General features: G+C 43.9%; 10 protein-coding genes. 2 read left to right on the plus strand and 8 right to left on the minus strand.

Translation table 11 applies throughout. From position 1 onward, the window contains the following. Positions 1 to 353: 353 nt before the first annotated feature. Positions 354 to 1,001 (plus strand): hypothetical protein, encoded by a 648-nt coding sequence (locus tag W293_RS0103160; protein WP_025650738.1) that lies wholly within the window; start codon positions 354 to 356, stop codon positions 999 to 1,001. A 166-nt stretch (positions 1,002 to 1,167) separates the two neighbouring features. Beyond that, entirely contained in the window at positions 1,168 to 2,610 is a 1,443-nt protein-coding gene (locus W293_RS0103165) for an APC family permease (protein WP_025651050.1), read from the plus strand. Positions 2,611 to 2,692: 82 nt separating this feature from the next. Here W293_RS0103165 and W293_RS0103170 read toward each other — a convergent pair whose 3' ends face one another. The 8 genes from W293_RS0103170 to carB all read right to left on the minus strand — a co-directional run bounded on the left by W293_RS0103170 (position 2,693) and on the right by carB (position 14,539). After that, positions 2,693 to 4,066, minus strand: a complete 1,374-nt coding sequence (locus W293_RS0103170) for an NAD-dependent succinate-semialdehyde dehydrogenase (RefSeq protein WP_025651051.1) — start codon at positions 4,064 to 4,066, stop codon at positions 2,693 to 2,695. A 528-nt stretch (positions 4,067 to 4,594) separates the two neighbouring features. Continuing rightward, a complete protein-coding gene (locus tag W293_RS0103175; RefSeq protein WP_025651052.1) occupies positions 4,595 to 5,938 on the minus strand; it encodes a glycosyltransferase in 1,344 nt (447 codons plus the stop codon). Positions 5,939 to 6,092: 154 nt separating this feature from the next. After that, the gene (locus W293_RS0103180) at positions 6,093 to 6,965 is read right to left on the minus strand and encodes a TIGR03915 family putative DNA repair protein (RefSeq protein WP_025651053.1); all 873 of its coding nucleotides are present in this window, start codon (positions 6,963 to 6,965) and stop codon (positions 6,093 to 6,095) included. Between the two features lie 79 nt (positions 6,966 to 7,044). Next, entirely contained in the window at positions 7,045 to 8,313 is a 1,269-nt protein-coding gene (locus W293_RS0103185; protein WP_025651054.1) for a putative DNA modification/repair radical SAM protein, read from the minus strand. A 117-nt stretch (positions 8,314 to 8,430) separates the two neighbouring features. Beyond that, positions 8,431 to 9,045: a hypothetical protein gene (locus tag W293_RS0103190; RefSeq protein ID WP_025668829.1), complete on the minus strand. Its 615-nt coding sequence runs from the start codon at positions 9,043 to 9,045 to the stop codon at positions 8,431 to 8,433. 184 nt (positions 9,046 to 9,229) lie between these two features. Further along, positions 9,230 to 10,144, minus strand: coding sequence for a hypothetical protein (locus W293_RS0103195; protein ID WP_025651056.1), 915 nt, complete (start codon positions 10,142 to 10,144; stop codon positions 9,230 to 9,232). A gap of 329 nt (positions 10,145 to 10,473) precedes the next feature. Beyond that, on the minus strand, positions 10,474 to 10,950 hold the full coding sequence (greA, locus tag W293_RS0103200; RefSeq protein ID WP_025651057.1) for a transcription elongation factor GreA: 477 nt from the start codon (positions 10,948 to 10,950) through the stop codon (positions 10,474 to 10,476). Between the two features lie 325 nt (positions 10,951 to 11,275). Next, complete coding sequence (carB, locus tag W293_RS0103205) at positions 11,276 to 14,539, minus strand: carbamoyl-phosphate synthase large subunit (protein WP_025651058.1); 3,264 nt, start codon at positions 14,537 to 14,539, stop codon at positions 11,276 to 11,278. Positions 14,540 to 14,674: the final 135 nt, after the last annotated feature.

Raw genomic sequence — 14,674 nt, forward strand, 5'->3', positions numbered from 1 at the left:
GGTGTAATGGACATTATTCATGCTGTCATAGGGTCTAACGCTATATACTGTCTATATTTGCAAGGAATGAACGCCATGAATCAAAAAACTGCCCTTTTTGTAGTGATAAACACACCAAGAAGAATGGACGTAAGCTTGGCAAACAGCAGTATCAATGCCTAGCTTGCAGACGGCAGTTTTTAGGTGGCAACAGACTCAATAACCAAACACTTTGGACTGAATATACCCAAGGTAAACAGACTTACCAACAACTGGCTGATAAATACCACTGTAGTCTTAAAACCATTCAAAGACGCTTAGATAAAGTCAGTATCGAGTATCAGGTTAAACGACCAAAGACTGCTAATATCATCATGGACACCACTTACTTTGGTCGCAAGTTTGGTTTAATGGTCTTTATGGATAACACCACTAAAACCGTTCTTTATTACGCGATAGTCAGTCATGAAACTAATAGTGCTTATAAGCAAGGGATTGATCACCTAGCATCGTTAGGCGTTGATATACAAAGTATTACCTGCGATGGTAGACGAGGACTGCGTACGCTATTTACCGGTATACCTTGTCAAATGTGCCAGTTTCATCAAGTACAAATAGTGACCCGCTACCTCACTCGTCGCCCTAAGAACATCGCCAGTATTGAGCTTAGACAGCTCGCTTTAAACATAATACAGCTTGATAAGACAGCGTTCATAAAGCGCTTAGATCACTGGTATTTGACTCATGAAGCCTATCTTAGTGAACGTAGCATCAATACTGATACTGGTAGAACGTGGTACACGCACAAGCGTCTTAGAAGTGCTTATCGTAGTCTACGAACCAATAGTAACTGGCTGTTTACTTATCGAGAATATGAGCACTTAGATATACCAAATACGACCAATTCTCTTGAAGGGTTATTCAGTGAGCTAAAGCGACAATTGCACAGTCATCATGGGTTAAATGAGTACCGTAAGTTACGGTTTATTAAAGACTTTTTAGGGTCGAAGTCACTCAAATAGCATGAATTATGTCCATTAGCGACTACCTTCTACTTTTTAGCATGAATTTTGTCCATTACACCGATAATTATGATGGGTGCTATCCCACTAAACAAAACATAGTGTGGCCATAAGTAGTGTGGCCATAAAAGGTTAACACGGACGACACACAGACAAGGAGCAAGTTATGTCTGAATTAAAAAAATCGTTAGGGACGCTAGATATTATTGCCTTAGCATTCGGAGCTATGGTCGGTTGGGGCTGGGTAGTCTTGGCAGGAGGCTGGATTTTATCTGCTGGGACATGGGGCGCGATGCTGGCGTTCTTTATTGGCGGTTTGGCAGTGATACTGATTGGTGTGACTTATGCTGAGCTGGCGGCCTCCATGCCGATTACGGGCGGTGAGCATACTTATACGCACCGAGCACTAGGGGTGAATGTCTCCTTTATTTGTTCGTGGAGTATTCTGTTCGGTTATTTTTCAGTGGTCGCTTTTGAGGCAGTTGCTTTACCGACCGTCGTAGAGTATTTCATTCCCAACTATAACCAAGGGTATCTGTGGACCATCGCTGGTTGGGATGTCTATGCCACCTGGGTAGGCGTCGGGATGCTCGGCTCAATTATTGTGACGTGGCTAAATATACGCGGTATGGAAGTCAGTGCTTGGTTTCAAAAAATGGCGGTATTGGGCATTTTATTCGTCGGTACATTACTGTTTATCGGTGCGGTCTTGTTCAATCCTGAGGGCTCAAATTCGATACAAGCGCCCGCGTTTATTGGTGGTATCGGCGGTATGATGGCGGTCATCGTCATGGTGCCTTTTATGTTTGTTGGTTTTGACGTTATCCCGCAGGCAGCAGAAGAGATCGATCTAACTCGTCCTAATATCGGTAAGTTTTTGATCATCTCTATCGTCGTTGCGGTGATGTGGTATGTGGGTATTGCTTGGAGCGTGGGGACGACGCTGCCACTTGTACAAGCAGAGGACTCAACCCTTGCTACTGCTGATGCGATGACCAATGCATGGCAAGGTAAGTGGGCAGGAATTTTGCTGGTGATTGGCGGTGTGCTTGGGATTTTATCAAGCTGGAATGCCTTCTTAATCGGTGGTAGTCGTCTACTATACGCCATGTCAAAAGCACGTATGTTGCCTGCCTTCTTGGGCAAGCTACATCCAAAGTATAAGACGCCGTCGAATGCCATTCTATTAATCGGTGGTTTGGCGACATTAGCCCCATTATTTGGTCGTAAAATGCTGGTTTGGATTGTCGATGCCGGTGGCTTTGGTATCGTTATTGCTTATACCTGTGTCGCTATCTCATTCCTAGTACTACGCTACCGCGAACCTGATATGGTACGTCCATTTAAAATACCAGCAGGTAAGCTCGTTGGTATGGTTACGATTGCGCTAAGTTTTGGTTTATTGATGTTATATATGCCAGGTATGCCATCGGCGCTAACACCCATTGAATGGTGGATTTTCTTTGGCTGGACTGTGCTAGGTATTGCATTATATGGCTATGCAAGGATCAAGTATCCGGGTATTAGTGAGTCAATTATGGCAGAAGAGCTACGTGAATTAAAAATTGTTAACCAGTTGTGGCTAAAAGATAACCCACCTAAACGATAAGATTTTTTTATCAATGATCATGCATAAAAAAGCCTAACATCTAATGTTAGGCTTTTTGTTTATCTAAAAAATACGCTATTGATTACGATTTATCGCGGATCAACTTGTAGTTTAGAAATTCTGTAATACCAAGAGTACCTAGCTCGCGACCAAATCCTGAGCGTTTAACGCCACCGAATGGGGTGTTGGCTTCGGTACCAGAAGGAGCATTAATAGTTACCATACCCACTTCTAATTGCTCAGCAATCTCTGCTGCCAATGCGGCATCTTGAGTTTGGATAGAAGCACCCAAACCAAAAGGCACATCATTAGCAATTTTGATAGCATGTGCAATGTCATCCGCTTTGTAGATAACGGCGACAGGACCGAACAACTCTTGACTATAAACATCCATTGAATCATTGACGTCTGTCAATACAGCAGGTGCAAACCAAGCACCGGGCTTGTCTTTGACTATGCCGCCTTCGACTAGAACGGTTGCACCAGCTTTAACAGCATTGTCTAACTGCTCTTGCAAGTTGGTTGCTGCGGCCTTCGAAGACATCGGACCAATGAAAGTATCTTCACTTTGTGGATCAGCTAGGCTCATGCCACGTACGGCGTCAGTAAAGCCTTTAACAAACTGGTCGTAAACGCTTTCGACGATAATTAAACGCTTAGCAGCATTACAAGCCTGGCCAGTGTTACCGAAACGACCTGTGATCGCACCTTGTACGGCTTGTTCGATGTCAGCATCTGCTGCAACGATAAAGGCATCAGAGCCGCCAAGTTCTAAAACGACTTTTTTAAGTGCGCCGCCTGCTATTTTTGCAACCGCTTGTCCTGCACGTTCAGAGCCTGTCAAAGAAATACCTTGAACTCTAGTGTCTTCAATAATCGTTGCTGCTTGATCGTTAGTAGCAAAAACATTGTTATACACGCCATTAGGCAAGCCTGCTTCTGTCAGCATCTCAGCGATGACTTCTGCCGTATTAGGGCATTGTGGTGCATGTTTTAGAATGACCGTATTACCTGCCATAAAGTTCGGTGCGACAAAACGTGCTACCTGATAATGTGGATAGTTCCATGGCATGATGCCAAGTAACACACCAACTGGTAGTTTTTCTACCGAGGCTGAACCTTCTGCAACATCAATCTTATTTGGTGCTAATAGCTGCGCTGCGTTGTCTGCGTAATAACGATAAATTTCGGCAACTAGCTGGATTTCACCTTTGGCTTGTGCGACAGGCTTGCCCATTTCGTTGGCAACGATACGTGCTAGCTCGTCTTGGCGCTCAATATAGAGGTCAGCGACTTTATTTAATATAACACTACGTTCGCTAAGCGACGTTTTTTGCCAGTCCTGATACGCATTATCCGCTTGCTCAATGGCATTCTGGATATCTTGCTCAGTCGCTGTAGGATAAGTGGCTTCAATTTCACCTGTAGATGGGTTGCTAACTTGATATTCGCTCATAGTTATGTCCTTTAGTTTAAAATGTCCTTGGATTAAGATCCATTTTTGATTGTGTGGCAAATTACTCTATTTTTTATCATAAAGCGCGTGGATTGTTCTTATGGTTGTCAGTCATTTTATAGTTTTCAGATTCGTAAAAAGAGTGCCAAAACATCTACAATGACTCTAGCATTTTAATAGCGCTGTCATTGTAGTGTTATTACTTGACGGCTGAGGTTGAGTAATAATAGTAATGTGGCCGCCGCCTAGAACCATGTCTTTCTTACTCCCACTACCTGATGACACGCAAAGGGTTTTTCAAGGTATATAGTCATTAAAATACCAGAAATATCATTGTATTGGCAAATAATGAAGGAATAATGACAGGTTAAGGATTTGCTATAGAAGGGGGACAAAATATGTCGAGTTTAGGTAATGAAATACCACTGCGTATCAGGAGAGGTTTCTATATTTGACGATAATAAAGGATAAACAGAAGGCTGTTGACGTCATTCGATGAGGTTTTGTACAGTGAATTTGGAGGTTTATTTAGAGCTTGAGATCTTCCTCAGTAGACTTTGCTATATGACCCGTTTTATCCTCTTTTTTGAGTAGCTTTGCCTTGCCATTAGTATTAATACGCTCAGGCTTGATATAAATCGACCCAGTATTTTTGTGCGTGGGTGCAAGGGTAAGCTTAGCAGACTTCTTTAGGCTCTTTTTAATTCTTCGTACCGCTGCCGCATCAGCTGCCGCTTGCTCTTCTACTAGCGATTGATCATATAAGCCTTGATAGACGGCAAGCGTTTCTTCGATCATCTCGCGCATGGTAAATTGATTGGTCATCTCTGGACGCGTTACGCTTTCTAGCTGGTTCCTAACCGCTTTACACAAGGCATTGGCATTGTATTTTTTTACCAAGCCTTGCGGGTAGAGCGGCTGTAGAATTTCACTAAATGCTGCCTGATCCCAGCCAATCACAGGCGTCCCTAAATGAATGGCTTGCAGCGCATTGATACCAATTGATTCGGGCTCATTGGCAAGCGCCATAACAATATTGGCCGCTGACAACCATTCACGCATATCATTGCGTTTGCTGCCGACGTAAGTGATGCGCTCAGCAAGTCCCAAGGTATTGGTGCGCTGACGAAAGTCTTCGTGGGCGACATCACCATCTTTAAAGTCATCGTCCATAATAATGGCGTGGATATTAGGAAATTGTTCTTGCAGATTGCCCAATATATCGATGAGCCATTCTTGCCCGTATTCGTTACCGATTACGGTCGGAAACACCAGCCACTTTTTATGCTCAAGCTCAGGATATTCGGCAAAGGTATGCCGCAGCCAATAGACAGACGGATTGTGGCGATAAGGATAGCGACGGGTATCGATACCGCGGTAGATACGCTTAATGACTTTGGGATCGACGTCTTCGCGGCGCAGTCCTTTTTTTAGATAGTTGGTGACACTATCTGACACTGTGATAATGGTATCGACATCGAGCAACGCCTGTGAGTATTTATTGATGGGATAAAAGCCATACATGGTCGACACTAGCTTTGGCGGACGTTTGACGCGCGCGCGGCGTAGTGCCAAATGTAATATCCACGCAGGCGTACGCGAGTGCACATGAATGACGTCAGGATTATACTTCTCGATGAGGCGTCGTAAGGCGCTGACTTGGAGCAGGGATAGCCAAGACTTTTTATTCATATACAGCTGATGATAGAGGTTGCCGTCACGCTCTAAGCGTTTTACCAAATCATTGTCATAGTCCGCGCTAGAGACAATGATAGAGGTATGGCCATTTTTGACCAGTGCGCGCCCAAGATGAAAAATACCGCGCTCGGATTCATCATGCTTTAAAGACGACAGTAAGCGCATAACTTTCATAATAGCGTGGGTCACCGGTTAAAATATTAAACTGCTATTGTCAGTTAAAAGCGCAAAAAACTCAACCATGAAGCGTAAAAGAGGCGTTTGGTTTTTGAGTCGTTTAGCAAATAAGTAATAGACACTCTTATTGGGTCAAAAACGTATGACTACCTTAGCGACGTTTTTGCAGATGCTTAGCATTGGGCAGTACTTGTTTTTCGCTTAGGTATTTCCAATAGCGCTGCGGCAAATATTGCTTATGCAAACGCGGGTTTTTACGCTCTTTGATATTGACGTTGGTAAAGTAACCCTGCCAAAATCTTTGATAGCGCTGCTCATCAGGACTATGAATGCTGGCAGGATTACGCAGTACTGCATCATCAAGGTCAGTAATCGTTTGCAGGGCAGCGGGGCGTTTGGGCGTGCTTTGTCTTTTGTCATAATAAATACCATAATTACGAGTCAAATCATAAATCGCCCAATGCTGGTCTTGATAACGCTGACGAAAGTGCTCACCAATCAATGGCAAAACATTAAAGTCAGGCTCAACGCGGGCAAAGTAAATGTCGTCAGTGGTATGCTCAAAGCGCACAAAGGCTTCCATACGATGCTTCTCACGACCGACCGATTTGACGGTTTGTACCAGCTCCAAGACATTTAGGTTACCCAAATCTTCCATAATAGGGCGGCTAGGGTAGTCAATGGCATATTTAACCACTTGAAATAAAGTGGTGCCGATATTGTCTTTTTCTGATAAAAATCCCCAGAGAATATTGCGCATACCCGAGCGTCCCAAAAGCTTATGCAGCTTGGTTAGTACGCGTTCGGCTTTGTCTTCATCAGTGGCAACACTTGTCGCTTGTGAGATTAATGACGGTACATAACAATCCTCAGCAATTATCCGTAAGGATGCATCGTCCTGTAACTTATTAGCATAGACATAAAAAACGGCACTCAGCCAACCTTCAAAACTTGGCTCATAAAGCACAATACTGGGCATTAAGTGACCGACAGAATACGTTATGTGTTGAGCAAGTATCGACATTGTCTATCCTAAGATAACTCTAAAAATGTTATGGCTGATTTTAAAGACAGTTTTTCTAAATACTCGTTCTAAATGGTTTTTAAAATAGCGCCAATTGACCACTACGTTGATCTTTATACTTGGTCTGCGTTTGCGCCAGTACATATTGGCGGAAGTTATCACGGGTTAAATGCGCTAAATGTTCATTCTTACCCGTTGTTGCAATAAAGTATTTGGCACGGTTAACCGCTGCGCCCATCTTTTTTAGATGATAAAGCGTTAACTGATTAAACTTGCGCGCTTTCATTATCTTTTTGGCCGTTTTGGTACCAATACCTGGGATGCGTACAATCATCTCATAGCTCGCTGTCTGAATATTGACCGGAAAATGCTCACGATGGCGGATTGCCCAAGCCAATTTTGGGTCACAGTCCAAGTCTAGAAATGGCGAGTCTGGCTCTACGATCTCATGCGCACCAAAACCATAAAAACGCATCAGCCAATCCGCTTGATAAAGGCGGTTTTCACGTATCATTGGCACTGGTGTCCCAATCGCGGGCAAGCGACTGTCAGATAACATCGGCACATAGCCAGAATAGTAAACACGCTTGAGATCATATTGCTTATAAAAATGACTCGATAGCTGAATGACTTGCAAATCGGTCTCATTACTGGCACCAACGATCATTTGACTGGTTTGACCTGCTGGCACAAATTTCGGTGCTTTTTTATGCGTTTTACGGCTCTCGCGGATGGTAATAATTTCTTCTTTGACCGTTTCCATTGGCGCTTTTAATTCATCATGCGATTTCTCTGGTGCGAGTAAAGCCAAGCCAGATTTGGTCGGAATTTCGATATTGACGCTCAAACGATCAGCATAAAGCCCTGCTTCTAACAAAAGCTCTTTTGATGCGCCCGGAATAGTCTTCAGATGGATATAGCCATTAAAGCGCTCACGGGTACGCAATATCTTGGCGACCTCGACCAAGCGCTCCATCGTATAGTCACCACTTTTGAAAATACCTGAGCTGAGAAACAGCCCTTCGATATAGTTACGACGATAAAACTGCATGGTTAAATCAACGATTTCCTCGACGCTAAAAGCCGCGCGCGGGGTGTCATTACTTTTACGTGAGGTGCAATAAGCACAGTCGTAAATACAGTGATTGGTTAAGAGGATTTTAAGCAGGCTGACGCAGCGACCATCTTCAGTATAGCTGTGACAAATACCAGTTGCAGAAGCATCGCCCAGACCACCGCCTTGGTTTTTGCGCGTACCAGCGGAGGATGAGCAAGAAACATCATATTTAGCAGCATCCGCTAAAATATTGAGCTTGCCTTGTAGTCGTTCATAATTGATGGTGGCCATAAGATTACCAATTCATTTATTGGCTATTATTTTAGCAAACTGTCTTGTAAGTCACTGTAATTATTGAAGAAATATTGATTTCATGCGACAACTGTTGTCGTGCTATTTATGAGATTTTTAATTAAAGGTGCAGGGATTAGGCAAGGTTTGAACCACTTCTTCTGAGAAGTATTCTTTGACAATGAGACGTCCTTTTTTATCAAACTCGACGTTGTACTTGGGGTAAGCTGCAAAAGCGTCAGGGTCATAGGTCGAAGGAAAATCGATTTCTTTATCTGAAAAAAATCGGCTAGCCGTCCATAATTGTTTATCATTATTATATCTAACGCTACATCGACTGTTTAGGTCAAAGGTGAAAGAACGGCCAAAGTATTGCTCCTTGCTGCCACGACCAAATAGCATGTTAGCACCGCACGGATTGCCACAGCCGATATAGACATGATAAGTATCTTTATCGATTTTTTTAAGCGAAATATGGTTCCAGCCGTAATGACCTATTCCATCCATAAGCACAGTTTCTATTACTTCGCCATTATTTAACGTTTCGCTTTTAAGGATATAACCATCATCGCAATATTCATGACCGTCTTTACTCATATAGGCAGTACAAATTTTCGACATATAAAAGCTAGCGTCAAATTTTGGTTCGGCAGCTTCAGCCCAAGATATAGAACTCAAAATACAGCTATAAATAATAAAAACCAATGAATAGAGAGGAGTAAATTTATACATGGAAATAATGACCGGATATTTGTTTTGAGTTAATAGCACTATAGCAAAAGGTTGGTTGTTAAGGAATAAGGTACACTCATCAAAAAGGTCTTGCTGACTAAGAAATTAGCCGGCAAGACCTTTTACTAATTTTAAGATTTATTAAATAACAATATTTTCAAATATAAACTTTCAAATCTAATTTTTACTGAACCTTCGCACGTATAACAACCGTTTGCGGTGCGTTAGCAGGAAGATCTACCAAGTTCCATTTGAGTCCAGAGTAATTTTCCGTGATGACTACAGTATTGCCAACTTGTTGGATAGCCTGATAACTGTCGCCGCCTGTTGTCGCAAGCGTTGGGAGTGGGCTGTTTAATGACACTAGCTGCACGCCATTTGGTAATGACACCATCGCATTGATGTCAGTGACGGGTTGTGCCGTGGTGTTGGTATAAGTAGTGTGGTATTCGATGACGTCACCGGGGGCGATATGATTGGCTGGTACGGCCATTTCACGACCATCTTTGTTTTTTAATATTTTCATCACTTTGGTTTGTGCATTCACCACATCAGGCGTGCTAAAGGTCGGGGTTAGCTGCAAGGTATCTAAAGACGTAGATACTATTTGCGTCGTTGCAGGTTGGTTCGTTACTACGGTTGTCGTTGGCGTATTGATGACTGGCAATTGGGTAGCCGTCGTCACAGGCGATACTTGCGTCACGCTAGTCGTCGGCACGGCTATGACATCAACCTTGCTGGTTTGATTGGTGACTTGGTTAGTCACAGGTACGCTCGTAACCGTGGTGCTACCTTGAGTAACGATTGTATTGTTTATACCGTTACTACCAGCTTGACGGACCACGTAGCGTGGCACAGTCGTTACTTGAGTCACCGCATAAGGCATACCATCTTGCATCGTGATACCGTTCGGTGTGGCAGTAATAGTGGCTGTTTTGCCATCAGAGTATTGCTCGACCACAGTGGTGCTACCGCCAGCAGATGAGCTAATAGCGATTTCAGGTGCGGCATGGGCTGAAGATGCAGCAAGTACTATGCCTGCTAGTAGTGCCGATACGGTAGGGGTTATTGCTGTTGGTGTACAAAATTTCGTGGTCATAATAGACTCCTCAAAAATAACAGTAAATGTGGCAGTTGCAGAAAATAAAAAGCAGCAAAAAATAATGCCTAAACAAGCAAAACCCCCGTTAAATGACACGGTAAGGCATGCCAAATAACGAGGGTATTGAGTATTGATGACAGTTAAGTGTAACTATCGCGCCGTCATTATTTTTAGTCGAAGTACATAAAAACTGTGCTTCGCGCTTTAGTCTTTAACGATTATGCGTCAAAACAAATTGACTATAAAAGTGACATTGTGTAACTGTTATAGAGAAATGCTTTTATAACACTTATTTTTTATAAAAACGCGCAGAAAAGTCTGTCATATTAGTCGTAAATAACTTTCATCACTTCGTATTCGACCACGCCTTTTGGCGTTTCTATGCGGGCTTCATCGCCTTCAAACTTACCGATAAGACCACGAGCGATAGGTGAGTTGACCGAGATTTTACCCGCTTTAAAGTCCGCTTCGTCGTCACCAACGATTTGGTAGCGTTTCTCTTCTTCAGTGTCCATGTTTTCGATAACCACGCTCACACCGAATACCACACGACCATCTTTCGGTAGCGTGGCAGGGTCAATCACTTGCGCAGCGCCAAGTTTGGCTTCGATATCACGGATACGCGCTTCACAAAAGCCTTGTTGTTCACGAGCAGCATGATATTCAGCATTTTCTTTTAAGTCGCCATGTTCACGAGCTTCAGCGATAGAAGCGGTGATGCGTGGACGGTCGACACTTTTTAGCTGTTTTAATTCGGCTTCTAAAGCCGCGTGTCCTTGCGGAGTCATTGGGTAACGTTGCATGTTTATTTTCCTTAAACCAATAACACCACACCATCTCATAGTGAGATGGTGTCAGTGTTGTTGCAATGGGTATTAAATATAAAAAAGAGTAATGGTTAAGACTGTGTAACCCGTAAGTGGAGCATCATTTATGAGCGTCTCTCATCTCAATGGCAGAGTAGTCGCACTTAAGCTTACGTAATAAAAAGCATAGTCGCAGTTTAGCCACTATGCTTTTTAGGTCTATCATTTTAAAGATGTTGTCTTCGAGCATTATTTGATTTAAATAAACAATGCTCAAATAGGCTTTTAGGCAAGCCTAACGGTTATGCTTAATCTACTGAAGTTATTCGACCAAGTCAATAGACTTTGCTTGCTCATGCAAATCTTGTAGCTTATACACATCAAACGGTAAGTCGATGGCATAAGATTTACAGACCGCATCTGCAGCACCTAAAGTAGTCACGTAGAATACTTTGCCTTGTAGGGCACTACGGCGGATAGAGAATGAATCCTCTTGCGCCTGTTTGCCCTCAGTTGTGTTAATAATAAGGTCGATTTTACCATTTTTCAAGGCATCAACGATGTGCGGACGGCCTTCGGTGACTTTGTTGATTTGCTTACACTCAATACCGTTATCGCTGAGGACTTTTTGCGTGCCAGTGGTGGCGACGATGTTAAAGCCATAATCGATAAGCTGACGGGCAATAGGAGCAACTTGCTCTTTATCGCTATCACGTACTGAGATAAAGACGGTCTTAGTCTCGCCTTCGGTCGGTAGACCAGGCAAGCGCTCATTACTACCGATCACCGCTTTGTAGAATGCTTCGCCAAAGGTTTTACCCACACCCATGACTTCACCCGTTGATTTCATCTCAGGGCTCAAGATAGGGTCGACACCAGGGAATTTAGCAAATGGGAATACCGCTTCTTTTACGGCAAAAAATGCAGGGACGATTTCAGTGGTAAAGCCTTGGTCTTTTAACGAGGTACCCGCCATACAGCGTGCTGCCACTTGCGCCAGTGACGTACCGATACATTTAGAAACGAAAGGCACGGTACGGGCTGCACGTGGATTGACCTCAAGAATATAAACGGTTTCGCCTTTTACCGCGAATTGGACGTTCATCAGACCGACTACGCCAAGCTCTTTTGCCATTGCAACGGTTTGCGCGCGCATTTTATCGCAAAGCTCATCCGATAATGAGTAAGGTGGTAATGAACATGCTGAGTCACCAGAGTGAACGCCCGCTTGTTCGATATGCTGCATGATACCGCCAATCACAACGTCAGTACCGTCGCTAACACAATCTACATCGACTTCAATGGCATCGTCTAAGAAGCGGTCAAGTAAGACTGGCGCTTCGTTGGAAGCTTGTACCGCGGTGCGTAAGTAATGTCTTAGCTCGTCTTCGTTATAAACAATCTCCATCGCGCGACCACCTAGTACATAAGATGGGCGTACGACCAATGGATAGCCGACGTCTTTCGCTTTAACCAAGCCATCTTCTAAGCTCGTGGCCAATGCATTGGTTGGTTGCACAAGGTTTAATTGCTGAATCATATGCTGGAAGCGTTCGCGGTCTTCAGCGCGGTCAATCGCATCAGGGCTGGTACCGATGATTTTGACGCCAGAGGCCTCAAGAGCGCGGGCTAGTTTCAATGGTGTTTGACCACCGAACTGAACAATCACGCCATCTGGATTTTCGATACGCACAATCTCTAATACATCTTCTAACGTGATTGGCTCAAAGTAGAGACGGTCAGAGGTGTCATAATCGGTAGAAACCGTTTCTGGGTTACAGTTGACCATGATGGTTTCATAGCCGTCTTCGCGCATGGCAAGCGCCGCATGGACGCAGCAATAATCAAACTCGATACCTTGACCGATACGGTTTGGACCACCACCGATAACCATGATTTTTTTGTTATCCGTTGGATTGGCTTCACATTCGCTGTCGTAGGTTGAGTACATATAAGCGGTGCTGGTGGCAAATTCTGCGGCACAGGTATCGACGCGCTTATAGACTGGATAGACGTTTAAGTCCCAACGCTTTTTACGGAGTTGCTTTTGTGAGACACCAAGGAGTTTTGCTAAACGTAAATCTGATAAACCTTTACGTTTAAAGCTGCGTAAATTCTTCTCAGTTAAACCACCAAAACCCAATGCTTTCACCGTTGCTTCAGTTTTCACGATATCTTCGATTTGTACCAAGAACCATGGGTCGATTTTGGTTAGGTTAAATACTTCATCGACGCTCATACCGATACGGAAAGCATCCGCAATATAATAAATACGTTCAGGCGTTGGAATGGTTAAGCGATTGGTAATCTCGCTTCGTGCTTTTTCGATGCTTACTTTTGATAAGTCAATTTGCTCATCAAAACCATCATTGCCAGTTTCCATACCGCGTAACGCTTTTTGCATCGACTCTTGGAAGTTACGACCAATCGCCATGACTTCACCGACTGACTTCATTTGCGTTGATAAAACACTATCGGCTTGCGGGAACTTCTCAAAGTTAAAACGTGGGATTTTGGTGACGACATAATCAAGCGCAGGCTCAAAGCTCGCTGGCGTTTTGCCACCCGTGATGTCGTTTTGCAATTCATCTAGTGTATAACCAACGGCCAATTTAGCCGCGATTTTGGCAATCGGGAAGCCAGTAGCTTTTGATGCCAATGCTGATGAGCGTGACACACGTGGATTCATCTCGATGACGACCATACGACCGGTGTCAGGATTAATACCGAACTGGACGTTTGAGCCGCCTGTTTCAACACCAATCTCACGCAGTACGGCTAATGACGCATTACGCATGATTTGATATTCTTTGTCCGTCAAAGTTTGTGCTGGAGCAACGGTGATTGAGTCGCCCGTATGCACGCCCATTGGGTCAAAGTTTTCAATCGCACAGATGATGATGCAGTTATCGTTTTTGTCACGAACCACTTCCATCTCATACTCTTTCCAACCGATTAACGACTCATCGATTAGTAATTGATGGTTCGGTGATAAATCGAAACCGCGCTCACAAATCTCGATAAACTCGTCGCGGTTATAAGCGATACCGCCACCTGAGCCGCCCATAGTGAACGACGGACGAATGATACACGGATAGCCCATTTTTTCTTGGGTGGCAAAGGCTTCTTCCATGGTCTCAGCCGTTTCAGCACGTGGGCACTCAAGACCGATACGCTTCATCGCTTTATCAAACAAGTTGCGATCTTCTGCCATTTCGATAGAGTCTTTGGTCGCGCCAATTAGCTCGCAATTGTATTTGGTCAATACGCCGTGCTTATCTAATTCTAGGGCACAGTTTAGTGCAGTCTGTCCGCCCATCGTTGGCAAGATGGCATCAGGACGTTCTTTGGCAATGATTTGCTCAACCGTCTGCCAAGTAATTGGCTCGATATACGTCGCATCCGCCATGGTAGGATCGGTCATGATGGTCGCAGGGTTTGAGTTGACCAAAATGACGCGGTAGCCTTCTTCTTTTAGCGCTTTACACGCCTGCGCGCCTGAATAGTCAAACTCACACGCTTGACCGATGACGATAGGGCCTGCGCCAATGATAAGAATGCTTTTTATGTCGGTACGTTTTGGCATAGTTAGGGCTACCTTCGTTTGGGTGATATTTTGAGTAATCTATATTTTAACGATATGTTCAATAACGCTTATCGTATTTGGTATGCTGCAGCTTGAACCACCGTTAGTGATTCAAGCTTTATGCTTCTTAATAAT

The organism is Psychrobacter sp. TB67 (assembly GCF_000511065.1).
Taxonomy (GTDB): domain Bacteria; phylum Pseudomonadota; class Gammaproteobacteria; order Pseudomonadales; family Moraxellaceae; genus Psychrobacter; species Psychrobacter okhotskensis.

Excerpts from the sequence above, each read along its gene's own strand:
- W293_RS0103160 (WP_025650738.1), top strand. The coding sequence starts at position 354 with ATGGACACCACTTACTTTGGTCGCAAGTTTGGTTTAATGGTCTTTATG.
- W293_RS0103165 (WP_025651050.1), top strand. The coding sequence starts at position 1,168 with ATGTCTGAATTAAAAAAATCGTTAGGGACGCTAGATATTATTGCCTTA.
- W293_RS0103170 (WP_025651051.1), bottom strand. The coding sequence starts at position 4,066 with ATGAGCGAATATCAAGTTAGCAACCCATCTACAGGTGAAATTGAAGCC.
- W293_RS0103175 (WP_025651052.1), bottom strand. The coding sequence starts at position 5,938 with ATGAAAGTTATGCGCTTACTGTCGTCTTTAAAGCATGATGAATCCGAG.
- W293_RS0103180 (WP_025651053.1), bottom strand. The coding sequence starts at position 6,965 with ATGTCGATACTTGCTCAACACATAACGTATTCTGTCGGTCACTTAATG.
- W293_RS0103185 (WP_025651054.1), bottom strand. The coding sequence starts at position 8,313 with ATGGCCACCATCAATTATGAACGACTACAAGGCAAGCTCAATATTTTA.
- W293_RS0103190 (WP_025668829.1), bottom strand. The coding sequence starts at position 9,045 with ATGTATAAATTTACTCCTCTCTATTCATTGGTTTTTATTATTTATAGC.
- W293_RS0103195 (WP_025651056.1), bottom strand. The coding sequence starts at position 10,144 with ATGACCACGAAATTTTGTACACCAACAGCAATAACCCCTACCGTATCG.
- greA (WP_025651057.1), bottom strand. The coding sequence starts at position 10,950 with ATGCAACGTTACCCAATGACTCCGCAAGGACACGCGGCTTTAGAAGCC.
- carB (WP_025651058.1), bottom strand. The coding sequence starts at position 14,539 with ATGCCAAAACGTACCGACATAAAAAGCATTCTTATCATTGGCGCAGGC.